Raw genomic sequence first — 24,570 nt, forward strand, 5'->3', positions numbered from 1 at the left:
TAATGGCACATTTCTCAAGACTGCAAATAACGCTTCACTGGTTAACACTGCTCCTGACAGGCATCGCATATGCGGCTATTGAGTTACGGGGGTGGGCGCCAAAAGGCTCCAGCGTTTACCTGTTTATGAAAGATATGCACTATGACATGGGCGTTCTGGTCTGGGCGCTGATGTTTTTACGGTTATATCTTAAACACAAATACCCGGATCCGGTCATTACGCCTCCCCCTCCTCACTGGCAGCACGTAGCCGCTAAATTAATGCATATCGCGCTTTATCTCACTTTTCTCGCCTTACCGCTGCTGGGCGTCGCGATGATGGCGTCAGGCGGGAAAAGCTGGAGCTTTTTTGGTTTTACTGTACCGGTATTTTTGACGCCAGATAGCACCCTAAAATCGGATATAAAGCGTATTCATGAAATGCTGGCCAATATCGGCTATTTCCTGATTGCCATGCATGCAGCAGCGGCGTTGTTTCACCATTACATACAAAAAGACGATACATTTTCAAGGATGTTACCCGGTAAATCATGACTATTTCGGCCATCCCGACGTGAGAGAGCATGCCGGGCAAGGCATTATTATTCCAGCGCTATCGGTTTCGACTGATAGCGCCTTATACCGTTTGTAATCGACAATATACGATATTTTTCCGGTTCCACGTGTAGGTGATATGTACGACGCTCCCCTCGCTAATAATAGCGGGATAAGAATACTCACCGTGGTCACTTTCCAGGTCCAGTAGCGGTAGCCATGATTCGCCATTATCCTGGGAAGCAATCAGTGAAAGCGGATAGCGCTTTCCCCAGTTGCCGTTGACCGGATTTAACGCAAGAATCAGCGTACCGTCCTGCATACTAACCAGATCGATACCACTATTATTATTCGGTAAAGATGTCGCGCGGGCAACAGACCAGGTAGCGCCATAGTCGATTGAATCACTGCGAAAAATTGCCCCGCGTGTGCTTCGTAACAACATATGGATATGCCCCGGAGAAGACTCCCACAGCGTAGGCTGAATAACGCCATCCCAGCGCAGGAGGTTTTCCAGACAACATTCCCACAACACCCCCTTTTTTATACCATCCCACAACGCTACGTTTGTCCCGGAAATAGCGTTATCAGGCTCCAGCGGAACAAAAGAGATATTCCAGTGTTTTCCTTCGTCAGAGGATCGATCCACAAATGCCCTCCACCGTTCAGGACTTTCAATCGACCCTGGCGCAATCCAGGCGCCATTTGATGCCAGCAGGAGTTTATTTTTTACGGGACCGCGCGGCAAAATATCATCGTTGACCAACGGAGCTGGCGTACTCCAGGTAAATCCTCGATCGCTGGAGGTGATAAACCAGGTTTTCCACACGTGTACGTCGCTGCCTACTTTATAAAATAACCACAATTTATCCGACGGGTAAAATAACACCGGATTCCAGTGCGCTTCCCCCTCGCGTGCCGCCACTCGCTGCGGTGTTGTCCAGATATTATGTTCATAGCGAGATAGCCAGATGGCTGTATCTTCGCTTCCTTCGCGCAACCCCGCGAACCATGCGGCCACTAGCGTACCGCACGGTAAGCGAACAAGCGTAGAGGCATGGCACTGAAAGGACTCGGTTCCGCTTTCCGGTAAAATGACCTGCCGATTGACGAGCGCTAATTTCATACCTGCCTCGATTAAATAAGGTAAAAAGCATCAGCTTTTTTACGTATGAAAGTAGTGTTAGCAGAAATAGCATCAACGCGGTGAAAACGATGAACCGCTATACGAATTTATGTTCAGATATCGCGCCCATAACAGGCAGAATGTCGAGAGTGGACAAAAATTGGACTGACCTCGCGGATAATTCCAACTTACCGCCGTCCAATGGCGACGAGGTCAGTGGCACGGGATAATATAGAGGTCAGGGCTATAATATTTAGCGATCTGTGCCTACAAGCATGACGGGATACTTTTCGCTACAGGCAATGAAGGCCCGTCTAAGCGGGCCTTCATTAACGCGATTATGATTTGTGTTCAATCGCCTTTGGTTTGCTTTCTATGGCAATTTTTTTCGGTTTCTCGCTTTCAGGGATCTCCTGGTAAATCTCGACCAACAAGAGGCCCTGTTCCAGTTTTGCATTATTCACCTTAGCATGTTCAGGCAAAGAAAAACTCAACTGGAAATCCGTCTTACGGATACCACGATAAATCCAGTGCGTCTGATCCTCTACCGTCTCTTCAGTGTGTTTACCCGTAATATTCAGGTTGCCGCCAACCGTTTCAATTTCAAGCTCTTCCTCTTTCCAGCCAGGAACGCTCACGGTAAGCAGATAGTTATTCGCATCGCGCTTTTGCAGATCGTAAGCTGGCGTCGCAGCGACTGGCGTATCTCCTGTTAATTGACTGAAAAGTCTATCAATACGGTTGAAACGGTCAGAGAAAAGAGAATCAGCAAACACGGGAAGTGCTGACAAGGTTCTGAGTGCCATCATTAACCTCCTGAATCACTATTCAAAAGTTCAACATCAAGGCAAGCATTGCTTGTCCACTGACTACATAGGGACGGAAAAAACATTTTCAAGCCTATAAAAGCCTTTTTTTAGTCACGAATTTAAGTGGTTAACGAAAAGTCTCATCCCGTTCATTGCCATTTCCGCTGTCCCTTCATCTTTACAATTTTTCTTCATCATCGCAATTGATAATGATTATCAATTGCATTAGTGTATACAGGTTGGTTATGGCAGTGACCAACGCCCTTCTCCATTATCAAACCCAGCGCCGCCTTCGGGCGGCCTTTTGGGAGGAAATATGGTCGCCAAAAATAAAATTCACGGTCGTCGTATTCGTCAGTCTCTGCAACAGTTACATCATCGTTGTCTTTTTCAGCAACTGGCGGTAAGCCCACCAGGAGCAAAATATGTTTCAGTCACCGCTGAAACAAAAAACTGGCTTATTCATCTTGTGACTTCAGAGGGTCGTTAGCACGCGATAGTGACTGTACATGTTGTCGCTAAAATTTTAATGAAATGACATTTATACACCTACAATTTGCGCCCGGCTACTCCGGGCGCCATACCTGAAGATATGACTCCCGTTGCCAACTCACAGGAATTTTAGCTATCGTCTCCGACGTAGAAAAATTCGATATCTTTATTAAACCATTTATCAATGTTGTGCCACATCAGACAACCGGTCAGAAAACTTGCGATCAATATCCCTCCTATAAGCCACTTTTTCACATATACTCCTGAATAACCCCTGTTGATGCCATTATCTGATCGATAATAAAAAGACCATCATTTAAAGAAATAGTTTCACTGACAGATACCATATGAAACGAGACAGTGAACAGTACCGTTTTCTTCGGTTTTTATGCCATAGTATTGAGCAGTGGTGACAATCATTTTCTATCGCACCATAATGATTTGCAGCCTATAGTTTATGATTTTAAGATTTGTCTACTCATCACATATGTCAGTAATAGATAAATTATAATACGCTTTTCTGGCGCACTTTTCGTCAGTAAACAGGAATACTACAGCATTCATCGTATTGATGCCGCTTTATCTCCCGTACTCCAGGGAATTAACGACAATTTTATGCACAAAGGATACTAATGATGAAACGTAAATTGATCCCATTTACCCTCTTTCTCGCTGCGCTTAGCGCCAGTACCACCTCTATAGCAGCTTCGCAGGAGATTTCTAAATCTATATACACCTGTAATGATAACCAGGTTATGGAGGTGATTTACGTCAACACCGAGGCTGGAAACGCCTATGCGATTATCAGTCAGGTAAACGAGATGATCCCGATGCGGTTAATGAAAATGGCCTCCGGAGCAAATTACGAAGCCATAGACAAAAATTATACTTATAAACTTTATACCAAAGGCAAAACGGCTGAACTGGTGGAAAGTGATGATAAACCTGTTCTCAGTAACTGTTCCTTAGCTAACTAACCTTAAGAAATGCCTGAAGACTCATCAGGCATTTCCACTTCAACCTTCCTGTAACGTAACGTTAAAGAATATGTGAATCACTACCGTAGTATAATGGCTAATTAGTAACCACTTTTGAACATGGTTAATCCTATTTTTAAAGAAAAGTTCGAACTGTCTGAATTGTCGTTGTTGAGCGTTTAAATGTTTTGCTTTATTAAGTGGCCCAGGTAGAATTCGCAGCGGCTGGTAACCATTCATATTCGCACTATTGAACGATCACCGGCCAACCGCGCCAGGGTCTTGCATACGCTCTGGCGCGGTTAAATCCCCAGACCATAAACGAAATCACTGGTTTCTACTATTGATCGTATCTTTCACGTTAACCTGCATTATGCTTGCCCACCTGATGTAAAAAGACACCGCTCTGAACCATAGGGTGTGAATTTCATTTTATAAAAAATTGCGGTGCCGGGTGCCTCCCGGTGAACCATACCACAGTCAATATGGTTCGCGAGGAACATTAACTATTTGACTGGACGCCCCGCCGCAAAGGGGGATTCACCGCATAAGAAAAATCTACAACTCACAAGTAATAAAAGACAATAACATTTTTGTGCATTTTTTATAAATGACTATCTTGTCACGTAATAAATGAAATTATTCTGTAACAGGGTTGCGAGACAATACTTATTCAAAACTGAAGTGGTCAGTGGGAGTCGAACCCACATCATCAGCCTGACACTGAGGTAATAACATTATACGATAACCACATTGGACCGCCACCGAGGCCTCGAACCTCGCACCATCAACTTAGGAGGTTGATGCTCTATCCAGCTGAGCTAGTGGCGGCTGGGGACTTCTGCCAGGCGCAAAAAAGGTGCTCTCCTGGATAAAATACATACCTTGCTACTTTTCAGTAGTCGTTCAACGGCAGGTACAATATGCGAAGGCGGTCACAAAATCTTGATGACATTGTGATTAATTCCAGGAAAATTTTTCAGAGTGAATCTTGTGAGATCTGGCGTTATTTACACCAGATTTTCCTTCCTGCTTATCACCTACCTGAGCAACCTTGATTGCTTACCACAATCCTTTATCTGTGCTTATGCTGGTGAGATGTTATGTACAGCGTCACTATGACGAAGAGAGTATGACGAAGAGAGAAAAGACAGGCAGGTACGTGTCACTGGTAAAGAAGCCCTGTTTTATTGACTGGCGGTGCGGAAGGCGAACCTTCCGCATAGCTTATGCTTTTCAGAAACGGTATCCAACCCCGACGTTGAAGCCGTTTATTTTTGTAGAGGAGATGTTGCTTCCTTCATACCCAACATCGACGACGATATTCTCCAGCGGATTCATCTGTACACCCGCGCCCCAGGCAAATCCCGTTTTCCTTGAGGAAATTTTGTTAGAAAAAGAATCGCCATCCTGAGTGGAATGTTCTTTAAATGTCGCCTTTACCGTGCCGACACCCGCCAGCGCGTATAACGAAAAATTGTCAGACAATCGATAGGCTGGCCCAACCATTAAAGAACCGTACTTCACCTCAAACTTGTCATGGTAATGAATACCTTCAGGCTCAACAGACCCGGAAGCCTGTCTGTCTCCATATAAGTAACTTAGCGAGGAAATAAAACTTACCGGAGAGTCATCCTCATAACGGTATTTCACATTTACCCCTCGGATATTTTTGAAATCCTGAACTTTACTTTGTGCATACCCCACGGAAAAGGCGTTAGTATCGGCCTGTGCAACATTTACAACCAAAACGCTTGTAGTAATAACTAAAGTGGATAAAATAATATTTTTCATAACAACTCCTTAATACTACTTATTATTTACGGTGTGTTTAAACACCTGCAGTACCGATCCGGCATTCAGTTATCGCCACTATGCCGAATCGACAAAACCACGAATAATTCACCGCTATCGCTCCTGATGTGTTTACTTCCTGAAAGATATTTTCACTACCGAAGCACTCTATCGCTCATTTAGGTAACCGGTTCTACAATGTCATCTAACTTTTATAGATTTGAATGCTAATTTTTCTCACGCATATATATTTAACAGAAACCATAAAGTATTTAGCCACTATAGAACAACAAACTCGCCATACAACCATTTAATATTTAAAGCAAAAACCTCACAACCACATTAAGAAACCTGACGCCGATCGGCTAAAAACATGTCATTAAGCAAACTCGCCATATAACCAGAACATATCGCATTGTGCTTCACAGTCCTCACGTGACGCTCCAGCCGCAATACCGTTATATGCCATCGCTGGCACCGTAATCATATTCACCATGATGCTTAGCACGATTTATTCCCGCTCCGATTTAATCTTTTAATATGTCTATCAGTTACAACATTTCTTGTTATAAGAATAGAATCAACACCACAATTCCAACATAAATATCACCTGTGTTGAGAGAGAATTTACATTCCAGAAAAATAATAACGGACGCAAATATTAAACACTCGATAAAAAAGTCTATTTCGCTATAAAACCCATTATTATTAAGAGTGGTTAACTCTTCGTTGAATAAAAAATGTCAATGACGCTCCATAATTCAGGAGATGAACTTCACAAGTCATTACATATAACAGGAGGTGCTATGAAACATCATGCTTTTATGCTTTGGACATTACTTATTTTTTCATTCCATGTTTTGGCCAGTTCAGACCATTGTTCTGGTTTACAACAGGCATCATGGGAAATTTTTATCTACGATTTTGGTAGTAAAACCCCGCAACCACCTACAAATACCGATAAAAAGCAAGCCAGGCAGATTAGTTCACCTTCCTGCCCGACGACAAAACCCATGATGTCCGCACCAACCAACGACGCCAGGAAAGGGAATACTTTCTCCAGAACATAATGTTATTTATCTACAATGGTGCCGAACGACTACTTTTAGCCATCCGGAAATCTTGATTGCCATCAAATATAGCTGGCATTATTTTTCCTGACGTGTATAGTGCGCCTCGTTATCCCCATTAAGGAATTTGTTTGTCTCGTAAAATGACAGGAATTGTCAAAACCTTTGATTGTAAGAGCGGTAAAGGTCTCATCACCCCCTCCGATGGACGCAAAGATGTTCAGGTCCACATTTCAGCATGTCGCCAACACGAAACAGAAGCGCTTATCCCCGGTATACGCGTTGAGTTTTGTCGTATTAATGGCCTCCGCGGACCTACCGCCGCCAACGTTTATCTTTCATAATTCGTCACTCGGCATTTTTTCAGAAAAATTTAGCGAGCCCGTATACCTCCGCAGTCTGCTATGAGGCTTTGCCTGAAAGGCTGCAGAATGTTTTCAGTGGCGAAGATCTAAAGGATTTATTTTGCTAATGACTCCTGTGAGCTCTTTTATCATATATCGGGTGTCCCCCCTTCTCACTTTGTTTAACGTGAAGAAATGTACAGCCGTTTTTCACTGTGATAGCATCTAATATTGCAAAAGTATTTAACGCTATATACCCATCGTCACAGGAGTGGCTGGCTGCGCGCATTTAACCGAAGTATTTATGTGATTCTATCGGAATTATCTCTATTGCCGCTCAAAGCTACGTCATATTCAGTGGGTATAAATCGCCAATATAGTTGTAACGCTATTTATTTTTAGGGTAATAATTGAATGACTTTGCTTTCAGGAAAAACCACACTGGTTCTCTGCCTCTCCTCTATTTTATGTGGATGTACGACGAACGGTTTACCCGCACCTTATAGTATTAATTTGTCGTTCCCGGTCATTACACAAAACCAGATTAATTCCGGTGGTTATTACATAAATGACGCGGAACAAATTCGGACAACTGATGGTCTGTGCCTTGATGCAGGCCCAGATCAACAGAATCGTTTGACGCTGCGGGAGTGTAAGCATGTGCAATCTCAGCTTTTCTCATTTCACCGAGATAGAATCACGCAGGGTGAGAAATGTCTGGATGCCGCAGGACAAGGTACAAAAGAAGGCACACCAATCATTCTTTATTCATGCACGGGTAATGATAACCAGCGCTGGCTCACTGATGATAACAAAATTAAGGGGAAACAGAGCCGAAAATGCCTGGGCACAAATAGCATTATTGTCAGAAAAGGCGACCCTGTTGTGTTGGCCGATTGCGATTTTAGTCGCGCCCTGGAATTTACCATCAGGTAGCAGGACACCGCTGTGAAGAGAGAGCCGCTAACCTCATGACACGACAACAGGTTAGCGACCTTTACTTCCACGTGCGGTCACGTCCGCAACGTCAGGATGACAAAACGGCGGCTAAACCTTGACACCAGTTATATACCCAGCTTAAATACTGGTCATCCAACCAGTAAAAAGGAAATGGCGATGTTCGTCGAACTCGTTTATGACAAGCGAAATGTTGAAGGTTTGCCAGGCGCACGCGAAATCATCCTCAATGAACTCACAAAACGCGTACATCAACTTTTTCCCGATGCGCAAGTGAAAGTTAAGCCAATGCAGGCGAACGCATTAAACAGTGACTGTACAAAAACCGAGAAAGAACGGCTGCACCGTATGCTGGAAGAGATGTTTGAAGAGGCTGATATGTGGCTGGTCGCCGAATAACGCCCCCTCCTGCGAAAGCGACATATCCGATCGAAAACAGCGCCCTGAGGCGCTGTCTGTGACGATATAACGCAAACGCCACCACTCAGAACATGTTGTTGTTGATATCTCAGACCGGTATGTGGAACCGACATTCATCGCTTCACTGGCCTGTCGGTATGAGTAGCCCTTATCAACAATCAGCTATGCGCATTCCAGCCTGAACTCTGAAAGTACGTTTGGTTTTTTTGTTTATTAAGAGCCTATCCCATTAGACTCTTTTATTCGCCAAACTGGCTTTAACGATTACGCCTACTGGGATAGGTTCTAAACTTATCATCAATACGTAAAATACCTATTTACGAACAAAAAGTAACAGGTAAAAATCCGAAATAAAACCAGCATAACTAAAACTTACTGCAGATATGCACACGCATTATTACTATGTTTCCAGGATAGTCTCGACCAGTCAAGGCATCTATTTTATATAAAAAAGGGAAATACTTCACATGAATAAAATACATGTTACATATAAAAATCTCTTACTTCCGATTACCTTCATCGCGGCAACTCTAATTAGCGCCTGTGATAACGATAAAGATGCCATGGCGGAAGCTGAAAAAAATCAAGAGAAATACATGCAAGAAATCCAGCAAAAAGAGCACCAGCAATCAATGTTCTTTTACGATAAAGCCGAAATGCAAAAAGCTATTGCCAATATCAACGCAAAAGGTGGAGCCAATCTTGCGATTATTGAAGTCCGTTTCTTCAAGGGCGGGTATTCATTCATTCGACAGAGTGTTAACACCCCTGCTAAAGTAGAGATGTTTAAATTTAACAACGGCTACTGGGGGGGACCTTCGCCTGTCAACTTAACCATCTTTGGCACTATAACAGAGGAGCAAAAACAAGAAGCACTAAAAGAAGCTTTATTCAAATTCGACTCGATCAATTTCAGCATTATACCAGAGCGTATTCAGGAAACAATTAAACGCGCTAACGCCAGTGGCATCATTTCCGTTACGGAAGATAGCGATATCGTTGTACGAGCAGAGATAGCTCATAATGGCGAATTCGTCTATGACATTACCATCACTGCTAAAAATACAGGACGTGCGGTAATGACCTTAAATAAGGATGGTTCTATTGCCGGATATGAGACCAAAGAACCTTTCGACCCCAAAAAAGAAGCCGAAAAAGCACAGCAACTTGTTGAACAATCGAGAAAAGACATTGAAAGTCAGCGTAAAAAAGCAGCTGAAAAGATGAACGAAATACAGCAGACATTTAAAAAATAGTAGGCGATACAAACATTGATAAAAATTATAGCGCGAAAGAACACGTGCCAGGTACTAAAGCACTGCCTGAAGACAGCGAATCGCCATTTCATTCTCTGGCACTGTAATTTTTCGTACTCAAAATATTTATTTATTGAGCCTTTTGTGGATAAACAGGTGAAGTTATGTGACGCCAGGAACCTGGTCCAGCGGGCGTACTTGTTGGAGCCAGTGTAAAGCCGGGCAGCGCGCAGAAACCGGAGCGTATACGTTGTACGTGAGAATTTCGAGCACTGCCCGACCTAAAAATGACGAATAAAATAGATATTTTAAAGAGGTAATATGAAGAATTTTTTCAAAATAATTACTGATTTCATCACGAATATTTCCCTTGATCTATTTGCTATATTTTTATGCATGTTATTCGTATACAAAACAGGACCATCAATTGGTGTGATGTCATTTTTTATTGCATTAATTATGTATATCATTCTTCATTTTATTTTTTACTCATTTCGTGAAAAAATCATAAAAAAAATATTCAAATAAGTATTGAAAATTATTTTTTTGAGGTACAAGTTCAGCGCAATAAAACAGAGCAACTCAAAAACAAAAAATTAGGCGTAGCGAAGTGGTAGAGGACTGTCATGTACTGGACCGTGAGCTGGTCGGGAGAGCAATGTACGGGAAAGAGTGCAATACTGTCATTGATGGCAACAGATGATGAGCGACAAATGGAAAAATACAGGGTGTTGGTAAACCGTGTGGACACATCAAAACCTGACTGGCCTGACAGGCCTGTAAGCCAGTAATATAACATTGTGAAAAATCAGGCTGGCGTTAATAAAACACACCAGCCTGAGGTAATATTCAATTCAGGATGAGCTGATGAAACATAATAGCCTGATATACCCTCAGTCCTGATATGGTTGATATAGTTTTCTGTAAAAAACTAACAACCACAAACCTGACACCACCCCGGTGGCTTCATCTCACCTGCTGGCCAATGTTCACACCATTCTGGGTGAATAAATGCTTCGGGGCCTAACGGCCAGCCACGGGAGGCGTGTTTTGTATTATCTGGTGGGGGTTTTGAATCACTGGCAGCCATCGCCGATGCCGAAAAGGCTGTAGCCGACAACACCAGAAGCAATGGGAAAAATACACGATGTCTCATAATATCACCCGTAAATATTAAGATTATCCTTGCTGTTAACTTCCCTCATTTTCAGCATAACTCATGCTTCATCATCATTGAATAAACAATTAAGTTTGTTGAACGAAAATTTACTTAAAGAAAAAATAATAAGCCTTAATATTTTTTGCAGTATTTCAACTTATAGCAGAATAAATTTGCGTAGATGGCGTAAAAACCTGATGAGCAGGAATATCGATAGCCAGTAAATCACTCCTGTGGTAATGCAGGACACCTGATGACTGTGAAGGTAGCTTCATCTGTAGCGCCGGTGAAGTTCAGCGATTTAAGTGAAAAGTAGCCAGCAGGCGCTTCTGCTGGTCCATATTCCTCTATTTTGCCAGACCATACTGAAGTGCCACCCAGGTATCTGCCAGAACGATCCTGAGATAATAAATATAAAAGCAGTTACTGCCTACCTCAAGAAGTATGTGCTCATGATCATTTAAAGCTCTTTTAAAGAGACTGATAATAAGCTTGTCAATATAATATTATGCAGTCTCTATTAAGCGCCTGGTTTATTAGTTTTGCATAATCATATAGTTGACTTTCCGAGTAAGAATTTTCTTGCAAAGACAAATAAACGTGCTTTATATCTCTGAATAAACATACATCACCATGAATATGAGCCTCTATATAATTCCCTTCATAGCCTGTACCATAATTAGAATGAGCTAAAAATTTTTCGCCCTTAGCCATTTTAACCAAACTCTTAAAGCAATTATAACCAAAAAAATCATTTTGACAGGATGCAATCAGGTTCTCCATATGGCAAAATGTAGATAATTTACTCGTATCCAGGCCAAATCTGTGGCCGTAGATATCAAAAGGTGAGAATGTACAATTTGTTTTTACATTATCATTTAATTCAAAAAATGATTTCCCATAGGCGCTGGCCCCTCCATTTTCACCGTTCAGAAAGTCCAGTGCAGCATAAATTGGTCTGCTTGTAGGGCTAAAAGTTTTACTGTTGGGAGTATATGCTACGGAAAAACCGCCTGTCTGACCATATGGGGCATAAGGTGAATCTGCAAGCTTCTCCAGTTCAAATGCTTTAGTTTCAACTGAATCACGCCCGACATTATAAGCAGGTAAATCTCCCGGTCTGCAACCTAATGCATAAGAGTTCAGATATTCTTTATTTTTTAAGAGAGAGACAAAGTCAATTTTTGCTGCATTAAAATTTATTGTCAGCCGGGCATTTTGTAAAATATCCACCATCTTATTTAGCAAGAGAGCGCAATCTATTTCGGCACCACACTCACGGCTTATCCGCCTGAGCGCTTTTTCTCTTATTATGTCAGCGTCGCGCTGACACCTGGAATGAATATGCGCAAGTACTTGTTTTCCAAAAAGGCGACCATACACCTTTTTACGCTCTTCATTGCTGAGACCGCAAAACACTTCGTCAAAAGAAAGCCTGTACGCTGCGCTTACAGAACCGCTCACCGCTCTGCTTTCTGGAAATGGCGGAACATCTTCAACAAAATTTTTAATTTGCTGAATGTCTGAAGACAGAGGAGTACGTCCGACATTTTTTTCCTTATCTGTTTCCAGATATTCCGGAACCTTCACACTTCCACTGTAGAAGATAGGTTTGAGCATATGTCTCCTGAATTTTTATGACTAATATAGCATTCACTTTCGCTGACGTATTCTTTACCAGGCTGATATTTCAACACCTCTTAACAGCCTTGTAGAAGTGCAAATAAAGACACTAATAATTTCATAAAATGCTTAATCTACCCACTATTGCAGGCAATAAATCATCACCTTTTATTGAAATAATCCCCTGATAATAACAATAAATCTGGTAAGGCACTTTCAAAAAATAGCCAAACCACACATCATAAAGAAAACCACCACAATCAAAATCGGTAACTATCAGCTTTCAGGGGGTCTCAGGTTATCATGACGATTGGGGTAAAGGATGAACTACTATTGCGGTCTGAATTGAGGGAGTTTTGATAAATTTTTTTGATAAAGTTTTGATAACCGTTCGAATGCTAATAATAAAAACGGGGACGTTAAGTCCCCGTTTTAGTTTTTAACAATTATCGTTATTACATATTTGCGATAATCGCGTCGCCAAACTCACTACATTTCAGCAGCTTAGCGCCTTCCATCAGGCGTTCAAAGTCATAGGTCACGGTCTTCGCGGCAATCGCGCCTTCCATACCTTTAACAATCAGATCCGCCGCTTCGAACCACTGCATGTGGCGCAGCATCATCTCCGCAGACAGAATAATGGAGCCTGGGTTGACTTTATCCTGGCCCGCATATTTCGGCGCAGTCCCGTGAGTCGCTTCAAACAACGCGCATTCGTCGCCGATATTCGCACCCGGTGCAATACCGATACCGCCAACCTGAGCCGCCAGGGCATCGGAAATATAGTCACCGTTCAGGTTCATACAGGCGATAACGTCGTACTCCGCCGGACGCAACAGGATCTGTTGCAGGAACGCATCGGCGATAACGTCTTTAACCACGATCTCTTTACCCGTGTTCGGGTTCTTAATTTTCAGCCACGGACCGCCGTCAATAAGCTCACCGCCGAACTCGTCGCGCGCCAACTGGTAGCCCCAGTCTTTAAACGCGCCTTCGGTGAACTTCATGATATTGCCTTTATGTACCAGCGTAACGGAATCGCGATCGTTGGTAATAGCGTATTCAATCGCCGCGCGAACCAGACGTTTAGTGCCTTCTTCAGAACACGGTTTGATACCGATACCGCAGTGCTCCGGGAAGCGAATTTTCTTCACGCCCATCTCTTCGCGCAGGAACTTGATCACTTTCTCAGCGTCTGCAGAGTCAGCTTTCCATTCAATTCCGGCGTAGATGTCTTCAGAGTTTTCACGGAAGATGACCATATCGGTCAGCTCCGGATGTTTCACCGGACTTGGCGTGCCCTGATAGTAGCGAACGGGACGCAGACAAACGTACAGGTCAAGCTCCTGACGCAGGGCAACGTTCAGAGAGCGGATACCGCCGCCAACCGGCGTGGTCAACGGACCTTTAATCGCTACGCGGTAATCACGAATTAAATCAAGGGTTTCAGCGGGAAGCCAGACATCCTGGCCGTAAACCTGTGTGGATTTTTCTCCGGTGTAAATTTCCATCCAGGAAATTTTACGCTCGCCTTTATAGGCTTTCTCGACGGCGGCATCGACCACTTTAAGCATGGCTGGAGTGACATCAACACCGATACCATCGCCTTCAATAAACGGGATAATCGGATTCTCAGGAACGTTGAGTTTGCCGTTTTGCAGGGTGATCTTCTTACCTTCCACCGGAACAACTACTTTGCTTTCCATTCACCTCTCCTTCGAGCGCTTCTGGTTTGCTCGTCTGTCATCGCGCTGCATGTGCAATGGCGTCCTGCTGCACGACTGCGTTAGAGCAATTTTTTGTTAATGTTTTGTAATGAGCATGTCAATACTACCCTATTGTTTGCCGCCATGAAAGACACTCATTATTGCGCTATAATGCGGCAATTAATAAGTTCTGAAAACACCATGCAAAAAACTTCTTTTAGAAATCACTACGTTAAGCGATTCAGCTCACGACAAGCATCTAAATCACGGAAAGAAAACCAGCCAAAACGCGTGGTTTTGTTCAATAAACCTTACGATGTGTTGCCGCAGTTCACGGATGAAGCAGGTCGCCGCACGTTAAAAGATTTTATTCCTGTGCAAGGCGTTTATGCCGCAGGCCGCCTGGACCGCGACAGCGAAGGGCTTTTGGTGCTGACTAATGACGGCGCGCTGCAGGCGCGCCTCACGCAACCGGGCAAACGCACCGGCAAGATTTACTATGTTCAGGTAGAAGGTATCCCGGATAATGCAGCGCTGCAGGCGCTTCGTACTGGCGTCACGCTCAACGATGGCCCTACCCTGCCCGCCGGTATTGAGATTGTCGCGGAGCCTGACTGGCTGTGGCCGCGCACCCCGCCGATTCGCGAACGGAAGAATATTCCCACCAGTTGGCTAAAAGTCACCTTATATGAAGGCCGCAACCGCCAGGTAAGACGCATGACAGCGCATGTCGGTCATCCCACTCTACGATTAATTCGTTACAGCATGGGCGACTACACGCTCAACGGCCTCGATAATGGACAGTGGCGCGAGATAGCACAGGAGAAAGACAGATGAAACGGCTTCTCATTGCTTTTGCTTTATTAACACCGTTATCCGTTAATGCGGCCAGCTTCGACTGCCAGAAAGCGCAGGCTGCGGATGAAAAGGCTATCTGCGCGCACCTGACGCTGAATGATAAAGACGTGGAAATGCACACCAAATATCAGTTTCTGAAAGGGTTGTTCGCGATGGGCAGTCGCGGCGCCCTGCAGGACGCCCAGCAGAGCTGGCTTAAACAGCGTCAGCAGTGCAAGGCCGACGTCACCTGTCTGACAAAAGCTTATAACGAGCGTCTGAAACAGCTTGACGCGATCTATGACCACATTGATAAACCGCTTTAATAAGGATACCTATGTTCAAGCCGCACGTGACCGTTGCCTGCATCGTACATGCCGAAGATAAATTTCTGGTGGTGGAAGAGACCATCAACGGTAAATCGTTATGGAATCAACCTGCCGGACACCTGGAGGCAGATGAAACGCTGGCGCAGGCCGCCGCGCGTGAACTGTGGGAAGAGACTGGCATCACGGCGCAACCACAGTATTTTATCCGTATGCATCAGTGGATTGCGCCGGATAAGACCCCGTTCCTGCGCTTTTTATTCGCTATCAAGCTTGATCATATTTGCGCGACCGAACCCCATGACAATGACATCGATTGCTGCCGTTGGGTGAGCGCCGACGAGATTCTGAACGCGCCGAATTTACGTTCTCCGCTGGTGGCTGAAAGCATTCGCAGTTATCAAACGGGACAACGTTACCCCTTATCTATAGTGGGCGAATTTAACTGGCCGTTTACAGAGGGTGTCAAGTAAAGGGCTGCGTGGTAGAATACGCCGCCTTGAAGTTCAATGTCGCGAGTATTCCAATGTCAGAAAGCCCAAAAAAAGTGATCGTCGGCATGTCCGGCGGTGTCGATTCCTCCGTTTCCGCCTGGCTGTTGCAACAACAGGGTTATCAGGTAGAAGGCCTGTTCATGAAGAACTGGGAAGAGGACGATGGTGAGGAATACTGTACCGCAGCAGCCGATCTGGCTGACGCGCAGGCCGTGTGCGACAAGCTTGGCATTGAACTGCATACCGTTAATTTTGCCGCAGAATATTGGGATAACGTCTTTGAACTGTTCCTTGAAGAGTACAAAGCGGGCCGTACGCCGAACCCGGATATTCTGTGCAATAAAGAGATCAAATTTAAAGCCTTCCTTGAATTTGCCGCAGAAGATTTAGGCGCCGACTATATCGCCACCGGTCACTACGTTCGCCGCGCGGATGTAAACGGCAAAAGCCGGTTGTTGCGCGGGCTCGACGGCAACAAAGATCAGAGCTACTTCCTCTATACGCTTGGCCATGAGCAGATTGCGCAAAGTCTGTTCCCGGTTGGCGAACTGGAAAAACCGCAGGTGCGTAAAATCGCCGAAGATTTGGGACTGGTAACCGCAAAGAAAAAAGATTCTACCGGCATCTGCTTTATCGGCGAGCGCAAATTCCGCGACTTTTTAGGGCGCTATCTGCCTGCGCAGCCGGGGAAAATCATTACCGTTGACGGCGATGAAATCGGCGAGCATCAGGGTCTGATGTATCATACGCTCGGTCAGCGTAAAGGGCTGGGAATCGGCGGCACCAAAGACGGTAGCGAAGACCCCTGGTATGTGGTGGATAAAGACGTTGAAAACAATGTGTTAATTGTCGCCCAGGGGCATGAGCACCCACGCCTGATGTCGGTAGGCCTCATCGCCCAGCAGCTACATTGGGTCGATCGCGAACCGTTCACCGGCACTCTGCGCTGTACGGTAAAAACCCGCTACCGCCAGACCGATATTCCGTGCACGATTAACGCGCTGGATGACGATCGTATCGAGGTCATTTTTGACGAGCCGGTTGCCGCCGTTACGCCGGGCCAGTCCGCTGTCTTTTACAGCGGCGAAGTCTGCCTGGGCGGCGGCATTATCGAGCAGCGACTGCCGCTGACGGTCTGATTATTCAATACACAACACCATTCAAGTCGCCTCAAAGCGACTTAAAAGATGAAGTGTATTTTATTTGATACAAGGAAGCAGTGATTGTGGCAAAGAATTATTATGACATCACCCTCGCGCTGTCTGGCATTTGCCAGTCGGCACGCCTGGTGCAACAACTGGCGCACCAGGGGCACTGTGATGCCGACGCGTTGCACGTTTCACTCAACAGTGTCATTGATATGAATCCCAGTTCTACTCTGGGCGTGTTCGGCGGCAGCGAAGCTAACCTGCGTCTTGGTCTGGAAACACTGCTCGGCGTGCTGAATGCCAGCAGCCGACAAGGACTTAACGCCGAACTGACGCGTTATACGCTTAGCCTGATGGTGCTGGAGCGCAAGCTGTCATCCGCCAAAGGCGCGTTGAATACGTTAGGCGATCGCATTAATGGCCTGCAGCGCCAGCTTGATCATTTTGATTTACAGTCAGACACGTTAATGAGCGCCATGGCGGGCATCTACGTAGATGTGATTAGCCCATTGGGCCCGCGCATTCAGGTGACAGGCTCCCCGGCCGTTCTGCAAAGTCCGCAGGTGCAGGCCAAAGTCCGCGCCTCGCTACTGGCAGGCATCCGTGCAGCCGTGCTCTGGCATCAGGTAGGCGGTGGTCGCCTACAACTTATGTTTTCTCGTCATCGCCTGACGACTCAGGCAAAACAAATTCTTGCTCATTTAACCCCGGAGTTATGATCTATGGAATTATCCTCACTGACCGCCGTTTCCCCTGTCGATGGACGCTACGGCGATAAAGTCAGCGCGCTGCGCGGAATTTTTAGCGAATACGGTTTGCTGAAATTTCGTGTACAAGTCGAAGTACGTTGGCTGCAGAAATTAGCCGCGCACGCAGCGATCAAGGAAGTTCCTGCTTTTGCTGCCGACGCAAACGGTTACCTGGATACGCTTGTGGCAAACTTCAATGAAGAAGATGCCGCGCGCATTAAAACCATTGAGCGCACCACGAATCACGATGTGAAAGCGGTTGAGTATTTTCTGAAAGAAAAAGTCGCCGCGATCCCGGCGCTACATGACGTTTCCGAGTTTATCCACTTTGCCTGCACTTCTGAGGACATTAACAACCTGTCGCACGCGTTAATGCTCAAAACCGCGCGCGATGAAGTGATCCTGCCTTACTGGCGTCAGGTGATTAACGCGGTTAAAGATCTCGCCACGCAGTATCGCGATATTCCTCTGCTCTCCCGCACCCACGGCCAGCCGGCAACACCTTCCACTCTGGGTAAAGAGATGGCGAACGTGGCGTATCGAATGGAGCGTCAGTTCCGCCAGCTCAACCAGGTGGAGATCCTCGGTAAAATCAACGGCGCCGTAGGCAACTATAACGCGCATATCGCCGCCTATCCGGAAGTTGACTGGCATCAGTTCAGCGAAGAGTTCGTCACCTCGCTGGGCATCCAGTGGAACCCTTACACCACCCAGATTGAACCGCATGATTATATTGCGGAACTGTTTGACTGTATCGCGCGCTTTAACACCATCCTGATCGATTTCGATCGCGATGTCTGGGGCTATATTGCGTTGAACCATTTCAAACAGAAAACCATCGCCGGGGAGATCGGTTCTTCTACCATGCCGCATAAAGTTAACCCCATTGACTTTGAAAACTCAGAAGGCAACCTCGGTCTGTCTAATGCAGTGTTGCACCATCTGGCAAACAAACTGCCGGTTTCCCGCTGGCAGCGCGATCTGACCGACTCAACCGTCCTGCGTAACCTGGGTGTCGGCATCGGCTATGCGCTTATCGCTTATCAGTCCACCCTGAAGGGCGTCAGCAAGCTGGAAGTAAACCGCGATCATCTGCTTGACGAACTGGATCACAACTGGGAAGTATTAGCCGAGCCGATCCAGACCGTCATGCGCCGCTATGGTATTGAAAAACCATATGAAAAACTGAAAGAGTTGACCCGTGGCAAGCGTGTTGATGCCGAAGGAATGAAACAGTTTATTGATAGTCTGGCCCTGCCGGAAGCAGAAAAAACGCGCCTTAAAGCCATGACGCCGGCAAATTATATCGGTCGCGCTGTGACTCTGGTCGACGAACTTAAATAATGCCTGCCTCACCCTCTTTTCTTCAGAAAGAGGGTGACTATTTGTCTGGTTTATTAACTGTTTATCCCCAAAGCACCATAATCAACGCTAGACTGTTCTTATTGTTAACACAAGGGAGAAGAGATGATGCGCGTACTGGTTGTAGAGGATAATGCATTATTACGCCACCACCTGAAGGTTCAGCTCCAGGATTCAGGTCACCAGGTCGATGCCGCAGAAGATGCCAGGGAAGCTGATTACTACCTTAATGAACACCTTCCGGATATCGCTATTGTCGATTTAGGTCTGCCGGATGAAGACGGCCTTTCCTTAATACGCCGCTGGCGCAGCAGTGATGTTTCACTGCCGGTTCTGGTGTTAACCGCGCGCGAAGGCTGGCAGGATAAAGTCGAGGTTCTCAGCTCCGGGGCCGATGACTACGTAACGAAGCCATTCCACATCGAAGAGGTAATGGCGCGTATGCAGGCGTTAATGCGCCGTAATAGCGGTCTGGCCTCCCAGGTGATCAACATCCCGCCTTTCCAGGTGGATCTCTCACGCCGGGAATTATCCGTCAATGAAGAGGTCATCAAACTCACGGCGTTCGAATACACCATTATGGAAACGCTTATCCGTAACAACGGTAAAGTGGTCAGCAAAGATTCGCTGATGCTTCAGCTGTATCCGGATGCGGAACTGCGGGAAAGCCATACCATTGATGTTCTCATGGGGCGTCTGCGGAAAAAAATACAGGCCCAGTATCCGCACGATGTCATTACCACCGTACGCGGACAAGGATATCTTTTTGAATTGCGATAATGAATAAATTTGCTCGCCATTTTCTGCCGCTGTCGCTGCGGGTTCGTTTTTTGCTGGCGACAGCCGGCGTCGTGCTGGTGCTTTCTCTGGCATATGGCATAGTGGCGCTGGTCGGCTATAGCGTAAGTTTTGATAAAACCACCTTTCGTTTGCTGCGCGGCGAAAGCAACCTGTTTTATACCCTCGCCAAATGGGAAAATAATAAAATCAGCGTTGAGCTGCCTGAAAATCTGGACATGCAAAGCCCGACCATGACGCTGATTTACGATGAAACGGGCAAATTATTATGGACGCAGCGCAACATCCCCTGGCTGATTAAAAGTATTCAACCGGAATGGTTAAAAACGAACGGCTTCCATGAAATTGAAACCAACGTAGACGCCACCAGCACGCTGTTGAGCGAAGACCATTCCGCGCAGGAAAAACTCAAAGAAGTACGTGAAGATGACGATGATGCGGAGATGACCCACTCGGTAGCGGTAAATATTTATCCTGCCACGGCGCGGATGCCGCAGTTAACCATCGTGGTGGTCGATACCATTCCGATAGAGCTAAAACGCTCCTATATGGTGTGGAGCTGGTTCGTATACGTGCTGGCCGCCAATTTACTGTTAGTCATTCCTTTACTGTGGATCGCCGCCTGGTGGAGCTTACGCCCTATCGAGGCGCTGGCGCGGGAAGTCCGCGAACTTGAAGATCATCACCGCGAAATGCTCAATCCAGAGACGACGCGTGAGCTGACCAGCCTTGTGCGCAACCTTAATCAACTGCTCAAAAGCGAGCGTGAACGTTATAACAAATACCGCACGACCCTGACCGACCTGACGCACAGTTTAAAAACGCCGCTCGCGGTTTTGCAGAGTACGTTACGCTCTTTACGCAACGAAAAGATGAGCGTCAGCAAAGCTGAACCGGTGATGCTGGAACAGATCAGCCGGATTTCCCAGCAGATCGGCTATTATCTGCATCGCGCCAGTATGCGCGGTAGCGGCGTATTGTTAAGCCGCGAACTGCATCCCGTCGCGCCGTTGTTAGATAACCTGATCTCCGCGCTCAATAAAGTTTATCAGCGTAAAGGGGTGAATATCAGTATGGATATTTCACCAGAGATCAGTTTTGTCGGCGAGCAAAACGACTTTGTCGAAGTAATGGGCAACGTACTGGACAACGCTTGTAAATATTGTCTGGAGTTTGTCGAGATTTCGGCTCGCCAGACCGACGATCATTTGCATATTTTCGTCGAAGATGATGGCCCAGGCATTCCCCACAGCAAACGTTCCCTGGTGTTTGATCGCGGTCAGCGCGCCGATACCCTACGACCAGGACAAGGCGTGGGGCTGGCTGTCGCGCGCGAGATTACGGAACAATACGCCGGGCAGATCATTGCCAGCGACAGTCTGCTCGGCGGCGCCCGTATGGAGGTCGTTTTTGGCCGACAGCACCCCACACAGAAAGAGGAATAAACATTTCTGCGCGTTCTTCCACGCATCTCGTTAAGCATCCGTTATAATCGGTGTCAGATACCAGCCTGCGGATACTTAACATGGAATACCAATTAACTCTTAACTGGCCCGACTTTCTTGAACGCCACTGGCAAAAACGCCCGGTGGTCTTAAAACGTGGGTTTAGCAACTTTATCGATCCGCTCTCGCCGGATGAGCTGGCGGGGCTGGCGATGGAAAGCGAAATCGACAGCCGACTCGTTAGTCATCAGGATGGCAAATGGCAGGTCAGCCATGGTCCTTTCGAAAGCTACGATCATCTGGGTGAGAGCAACTGGTCGCTGCTGGTACAGGCGGTAAACCACTGGCACGAACCCACCGCCGCGTTGATGCGCCCGTTCCGCGCTCTGCCGGACTGGCGTATCGACGATCTGATGATCTCCTTTTCCGTTCCCGGCGGCGGCGTTGGCCCACATCTGGATCAGTATGATGTGTTTATTATCCAGGGAACCGGTCGCCGTCGCTGGCGCGTGGGCGAAAAGCTGCAAATGCGTCAGCACTGCCCACATCCCGACCTGTTACAAGTCGATCCGTTCGAGGCCATTATTGATGAAGAGCTGGAGCCGGGCGACATTCTGTATATTCCGCCAGGATTCCCGCATGAAGGCTATGCGCTGGAAAACGCCATGAACTATTCGGTCGGTTTTCGCGCGCCCAATAGCCGTGAGCTGATCAGCGGTTTTGCCGATTACGTCCTGCAACGGGAGTTGGGCAATACATACTACAGCGATCCGGATATGCCGTCCCGCAAGCATCCGGCGGATATCCTGCCGCAGGAGATGGATAAACTGCGTAATATGATGCTCGATTTGATCAATCAACCCGCGCATTTCCAACAGTGGCTTGGCGAGTTTCTCTCTCAGTCACGCCACGAACTGGATATTGCGCCGCCAGAGCCGCCGTATCAGCCTGATGAAATTTACGATGCCTTAAAGCAAGGCGAGGTATTAGTACGTCTCGGCGGGCTTCGCGTATTGCGTATCGGCGATGAGGTCTATGCGAATGGCGAAAAAATAGACTCTCCGCATCGCCCCGCTCTGGAGGCGCTCGCCAGTCATATTGCACTGACCGCTGAAAACTTCGGCGATGCGCTGGAAGACCCGTCCTTCCTCGCGATGCTGGCGGCGCTGGTGAATAGCGGGTACTGGTTCTTCGAAGGATAAGAACATCGTAATGCCCGGCGACCGCCGGGCTGACGCAAACTATCCACAACGATCGCCGCCAGGGTTGGCGAAATCGTTATATTGCGGATCGCCCGGATAAATCGAGTGGGCCATTCGATGGCGAAATGACAATTGTCGGTAACGTCGCGCCAGTACGTTATCGCCAAGACCTTCGGCAATATTAGCCAGTCGCTGTAATCGTTCATACTGCATCTTTGCTGGATAAGCTACGGCATCAAGCGTAAAGGCGCGTTCCGCAAAGTCTTTTGCTTGTTCAAGCTGTTGATTATTCTGATAAAGCAGCGAAATACCATACAACACCATGGATACGTCAGACTGCCGACGTTTATATTCTTCCAGCAATGGGAGATAGGGGGAGGTACTGTCCAGGTCGATGTTTTCGGGCAAATAAAAGCGTAATCGTGATATTACCGTCGCCATTGGCGTTAAACGGCTCTGGTAATACGCGATAAGTTTAAGGTAGAGATCTTTCGCTTCCTTATAATGATGGCCCTGTGCATAAAAGCCAGCAAGATTATTGCTGTCAACCGTCATTTCGCCGAATTCGGCGCCATAAAGCGTTTGCTCAATTTTTAGCGCCTGACTTAGCGCATTAATCGCCTCGCTAATATGCCCTGCATTATAAGCAATATTTGCTTTCTGCTGCAAAAAAGAGGCGACGCGCTCACGATTATCCCAGGTTTTATCTCGTAAAATAACGCCCAGCCACTGCTGCTCCGTTGCGTCTATCTTCGCCAAATAATAGGCTTTACGCGCACTATCACATTCGACATCCCACTCTTCCAGCGCCTCAGAATAAGCGTCGCGCATCCTGTTTAAGGTATAAACCAATGCCTCCGTCGATGCCTTTTTGTCTTTAAGCCGCCACGTTAATGCCTGCTCTTGCCAGGCTATCCGCTGATGGTAATCAACCTTGATCTCGTATCGCCACTGCTCTGTAGATGAATACTCTATATGGCGATCGTCACTGTAAACATAAAAGGCTGCAAGGTGTTCAAACATATCGGCCCGATCGCCCGGATAAGTGCCCGCCGGAAATGTTTTCATGATTGCCCGCGCTCGCAGCAGCATTTGCGGCGTTAATTCAGGTTTACCCAGCCATTGATAAATATCGCTTTGTAATAGCAGGCTACGAACAAGCTGTATTGAGCGTTTGCCATATTGCCGCGAGGCCAGCCTCACCGCATCATCAATAAACGTCATGCAGGTTTCATCGCCGGTCATAAGACATGCTGCAGATTGTTGCTGGCGCTGGGACCAGGAAGGCGTATATTCGGCGCTCCAGGCAGAAAAATTGATGGCGGAAAATATCCCGCCATAAATAATAAAACGCTTCACCACAATGCGTAACATTCGCTACTGGCCGCGCTTCGCCGTCAGCTCCGCGATACGTACAATCACCTGTACCGCTTTTTCCATCCCCTCCAGCGTCACAAACTCATGTTTACCATGATAGTTATATCCGCCGGTAAAGAGATTAGGACACGGCAGGCCCATAAACGACAGTTGCGCCCCGTCTGTACCGCCGCGAATCGGTTTCATCTCCGGCGTAATATGACAGTCGCGCATGGCCTGCTGGGCGATATCGAGAATATGCGGATGTTCAACTACTTTTTCGCGCATATTGTAATAACTGTCCTCAATCACCAGTTCGATATAGCAGTCCGGATGCAGCCCCTTACCGACTTTTTTGGCAATCTCCATCATTTTGCGTTTACGCGCTTCAAACTGCTTACGGTCGAAATCGCGAATGATGTAGTGCATTTCGGCCCGGTCAACGGTGCCTTTCATGCTGGCCAGATGATAAAACCCTTCGTAACCTTCAGTGGTTTCAGGCGCTTCATCTGTAAGTATCCCGCATAATCGTGCCATTCACATTTAGAGATCATCCGGCATAATCAATCTGCCAACGAAGGAGATCG

General features: G+C 46.7%; 25 protein-coding genes, 1 tRNA gene and 3 pseudogenes. 19 read left to right on the top strand and 10 right to left on the bottom strand.

Features of this window, described 5'->3' with window-relative positions:
- Positions 1-2 precede the first annotated feature (2 nt).
- Positions 3-533 carry a cytochrome b gene (locus ACLJQD_RS18355; protein WP_000929974.1) on the top strand — a complete coding sequence of 177 codons (531 nt, stop codon included), beginning with the start codon at positions 3-5 and terminating at the stop codon, positions 531-533.
- Between the two features lie 82 nt (positions 534-615).
- Here ACLJQD_RS18355 and ACLJQD_RS18360 read toward each other — a convergent pair whose 3' ends face one another.
- From ACLJQD_RS18360 to ACLJQD_RS18370, 3 genes are all read right to left on the bottom strand, one after another.
- Positions 616-1,659 (bottom strand): sialidase family protein, encoded by a 1,044-nt coding sequence (locus ACLJQD_RS18360; protein ID WP_017440979.1) that lies wholly within the window; start codon positions 1,657-1,659, stop codon positions 616-618.
- A gap of 338 nt (positions 1,660-1,997) precedes the next feature.
- Positions 1,998-2,465: an Hsp20 family protein gene (locus tag ACLJQD_RS18365; RefSeq protein WP_017440978.1), complete on the bottom strand. Its 468-nt coding sequence runs from the start codon at positions 2,463-2,465 to the stop codon at positions 1,998-2,000.
- A gap of 197 nt (positions 2,466-2,662) precedes the next feature.
- Complete coding sequence (locus ACLJQD_RS18370; RefSeq protein ID WP_077684031.1) at positions 2,663-2,890, bottom strand: hypothetical protein; 228 nt, start codon at positions 2,888-2,890, stop codon at positions 2,663-2,665.
- 702 nt (positions 2,891-3,592) lie between these two features.
- On the opposite strand from ACLJQD_RS18370, the gene ACLJQD_RS18375 reads away from it, so the two are divergent.
- Positions 3,593-3,937, top strand: a complete 345-nt coding sequence (locus ACLJQD_RS18375; protein WP_017440977.1) for a c-type lysozyme inhibitor — start codon at positions 3,593-3,595, stop codon at positions 3,935-3,937.
- Positions 3,938-4,691: 754 nt separating this feature from the next.
- Here ACLJQD_RS18375 and ACLJQD_RS18380 read toward each other — a convergent pair.
- Both ACLJQD_RS18380 and pagC read right to left on the bottom strand, forming a co-directional pair.
- Positions 4,692-4,768 (bottom strand) — tRNA-Arg (locus ACLJQD_RS18380).
- A 405-nt stretch (positions 4,769-5,173) separates the two neighbouring features.
- Positions 5,174-5,731: a virulence membrane protein PagC gene (gene pagC / locus ACLJQD_RS18385; RefSeq protein WP_000789471.1), complete on the bottom strand. Its 558-nt coding sequence runs from the start codon at positions 5,729-5,731 to the stop codon at positions 5,174-5,176.
- 806 nt (positions 5,732-6,537) lie between these two features.
- On the opposite strand from pagC, the gene pagD reads away from it, so the two are divergent.
- From pagD to ACLJQD_RS18420, 7 genes and pseudogenes are all read left to right on the top strand, one after another.
- Positions 6,538-6,801 (top strand): virulence protein PagD, encoded by a 264-nt coding sequence (gene pagD, locus ACLJQD_RS18390; RefSeq protein WP_024137295.1) that lies wholly within the window; start codon positions 6,538-6,540, stop codon positions 6,799-6,801.
- A 131-nt stretch (positions 6,802-6,932) separates the two neighbouring features.
- Positions 6,933-7,145: a cold shock-like protein CspF gene (gene cspF, locus ACLJQD_RS18395; protein ID WP_001537306.1), complete on the top strand. Its 213-nt coding sequence runs from the start codon at positions 6,933-6,935 to the stop codon at positions 7,143-7,145.
- A gap of 414 nt (positions 7,146-7,559) precedes the next feature.
- Entirely contained in the window at positions 7,560-8,081 is a 522-nt protein-coding gene (locus ACLJQD_RS18400; protein ID WP_023195340.1) for an RICIN domain-containing protein, read from the top strand.
- Between the two features lie 180 nt (positions 8,082-8,261).
- Positions 8,262-8,501 (top strand): virulence protein MsgA, encoded by a 240-nt coding sequence (msgA, locus tag ACLJQD_RS18405; protein ID WP_000497451.1) that lies wholly within the window; start codon positions 8,262-8,264, stop codon positions 8,499-8,501.
- Positions 8,502-8,989: 488 nt separating this feature from the next.
- Positions 8,990-9,778, top strand: coding sequence for a putative envelope lipoprotein EnvF (envF, locus tag ACLJQD_RS18410; RefSeq protein ID WP_017440976.1), 789 nt, complete (start codon positions 8,990-8,992; stop codon positions 9,776-9,778).
- A 321-nt stretch (positions 9,779-10,099) separates the two neighbouring features.
- The gene (locus ACLJQD_RS18415; protein WP_017440975.1) at positions 10,100-10,306 is read left to right on the top strand and encodes a hypothetical protein; all 207 of its coding nucleotides are present in this window, start codon (positions 10,100-10,102) and stop codon (positions 10,304-10,306) included.
- A 161-nt stretch (positions 10,307-10,467) separates the two neighbouring features.
- Positions 10,468-10,569, top strand: a pseudogene (locus ACLJQD_RS18420) (tail fiber assembly protein); the annotation flags it as partial.
- A gap of 140 nt (positions 10,570-10,709) precedes the next feature.
- Here the strand turns inward: ACLJQD_RS18420 and ACLJQD_RS18425 are convergent.
- A complete protein-coding gene (locus tag ACLJQD_RS18425) occupies positions 10,710-10,934 on the bottom strand; it encodes a PagK family vesicle-borne virulence factor (protein WP_108630552.1) in 225 nt (74 codons plus the stop codon).
- A gap of 29 nt (positions 10,935-10,963) precedes the next feature.
- On the opposite strand from ACLJQD_RS18425, the pseudogene ACLJQD_RS18430 reads away from it, so the two are divergent.
- Positions 10,964-11,146 (top strand): annotated as a pseudogene (locus ACLJQD_RS18430) (hypothetical protein); the annotation flags it as partial.
- A gap of 286 nt (positions 11,147-11,432) precedes the next feature.
- On the opposite strand, the gene sopF reads toward ACLJQD_RS18430, so the two are convergent.
- Together sopF and icd are read right to left on the bottom strand one after the other, a co-directional pair.
- Complete coding sequence (gene sopF / locus ACLJQD_RS18435; RefSeq protein ID WP_017440974.1) at positions 11,433-12,557, bottom strand: type III secretion system effector SopF; 1,125 nt, start codon at positions 12,555-12,557, stop codon at positions 11,433-11,435.
- A gap of 458 nt (positions 12,558-13,015) precedes the next feature.
- A complete protein-coding gene (icd, locus tag ACLJQD_RS18440; RefSeq protein ID WP_000444508.1) occupies positions 13,016-14,266 on the bottom strand; it encodes an NADP-dependent isocitrate dehydrogenase in 1,251 nt (416 codons plus the stop codon).
- Positions 14,267-14,437: 171 nt separating this feature from the next.
- Between icd and rluE the strand changes: the two genes are divergently transcribed.
- From rluE to roxA, 9 genes are all read left to right on the top strand, one after another.
- Positions 14,438-15,103 carry a 23S rRNA pseudouridine(2457) synthase RluE gene (gene rluE / locus ACLJQD_RS18445; protein WP_001249412.1) on the top strand — a complete coding sequence of 222 codons (666 nt, stop codon included), beginning with the start codon at positions 14,438-14,440 and terminating at the stop codon, positions 15,101-15,103.
- Positions 15,100-15,429, top strand: a complete 330-nt coding sequence (locus ACLJQD_RS18450) for a lysozyme inhibitor LprI family protein (protein WP_000825956.1) — start codon at positions 15,100-15,102, stop codon at positions 15,427-15,429. Before rluE ends, ACLJQD_RS18450 begins: the two co-directional genes overlap by 4 nt.
- 11 nt (positions 15,430-15,440) lie before the next feature.
- A complete protein-coding gene (locus ACLJQD_RS18455) occupies positions 15,441-15,902 on the top strand; it encodes an NUDIX hydrolase (RefSeq protein ID WP_000476070.1) in 462 nt (153 codons plus the stop codon).
- A gap of 53 nt (positions 15,903-15,955) precedes the next feature.
- Positions 15,956-17,062, top strand: a complete 1,107-nt coding sequence (gene mnmA / locus ACLJQD_RS18460; protein ID WP_000004540.1) for a tRNA 2-thiouridine(34) synthase MnmA — start codon at positions 15,956-15,958, stop codon at positions 17,060-17,062.
- Positions 17,063-17,148: 86 nt separating this feature from the next.
- A complete protein-coding gene (gene hflD / locus ACLJQD_RS18465; RefSeq protein ID WP_001519653.1) occupies positions 17,149-17,790 on the top strand; it encodes a high frequency lysogenization protein HflD in 642 nt (213 codons plus the stop codon).
- 3 nt (positions 17,791-17,793) lie between these two features.
- Positions 17,794-19,164 (top strand): adenylosuccinate lyase, encoded by a 1,371-nt coding sequence (purB, locus tag ACLJQD_RS18470; RefSeq protein ID WP_000423763.1) that lies wholly within the window; start codon positions 17,794-17,796, stop codon positions 19,162-19,164.
- 126 nt (positions 19,165-19,290) lie between these two features.
- Positions 19,291-19,962 (top strand): two-component system response regulator PhoP, encoded by a 672-nt coding sequence (phoP, locus tag ACLJQD_RS18475; protein ID WP_001537766.1) that lies wholly within the window; start codon positions 19,291-19,293, stop codon positions 19,960-19,962.
- On the top strand, positions 19,962-21,425 hold the full coding sequence (phoQ, locus tag ACLJQD_RS18480; RefSeq protein ID WP_001031687.1) for a two-component system sensor histidine kinase PhoQ: 1,464 nt from the start codon (positions 19,962-19,964) through the stop codon (positions 21,423-21,425). The genes phoP and phoQ overlap by 1 nt, the downstream gene beginning before the upstream one ends.
- Positions 21,426-21,505: 80 nt before the next feature.
- On the top strand, positions 21,506-22,627 hold the full coding sequence (gene roxA / locus ACLJQD_RS18485; protein ID WP_000456514.1) for a [50S ribosomal protein L16]-arginine 3-hydroxylase: 1,122 nt from the start codon (positions 21,506-21,508) through the stop codon (positions 22,625-22,627).
- Between the two features lie 39 nt (positions 22,628-22,666).
- On the opposite strand, the gene ACLJQD_RS18490 is transcribed toward roxA, so the two are convergent.
- Positions 22,667-24,001 (bottom strand): hypothetical protein, encoded by a 1,335-nt coding sequence (locus ACLJQD_RS18490; protein ID WP_017440973.1) that lies wholly within the window; start codon positions 23,999-24,001, stop codon positions 22,667-22,669.
- Between the two features lie 3 nt (positions 24,002-24,004).
- A pseudogene (locus tag ACLJQD_RS18495) lies at positions 24,005-24,493 on the bottom strand (M20/M25/M40 family metallo-hydrolase); the annotation flags it as partial.
- Positions 24,494-24,570 lie beyond the last annotated feature (77 nt).

It is taken from the genome of Salmonella sp. SAL04214 (assembly GCF_046550615.1).
Classification (GTDB): Bacteria; Pseudomonadota; Gammaproteobacteria; order Enterobacterales; family Enterobacteriaceae; genus Salmonella; species Salmonella enterica.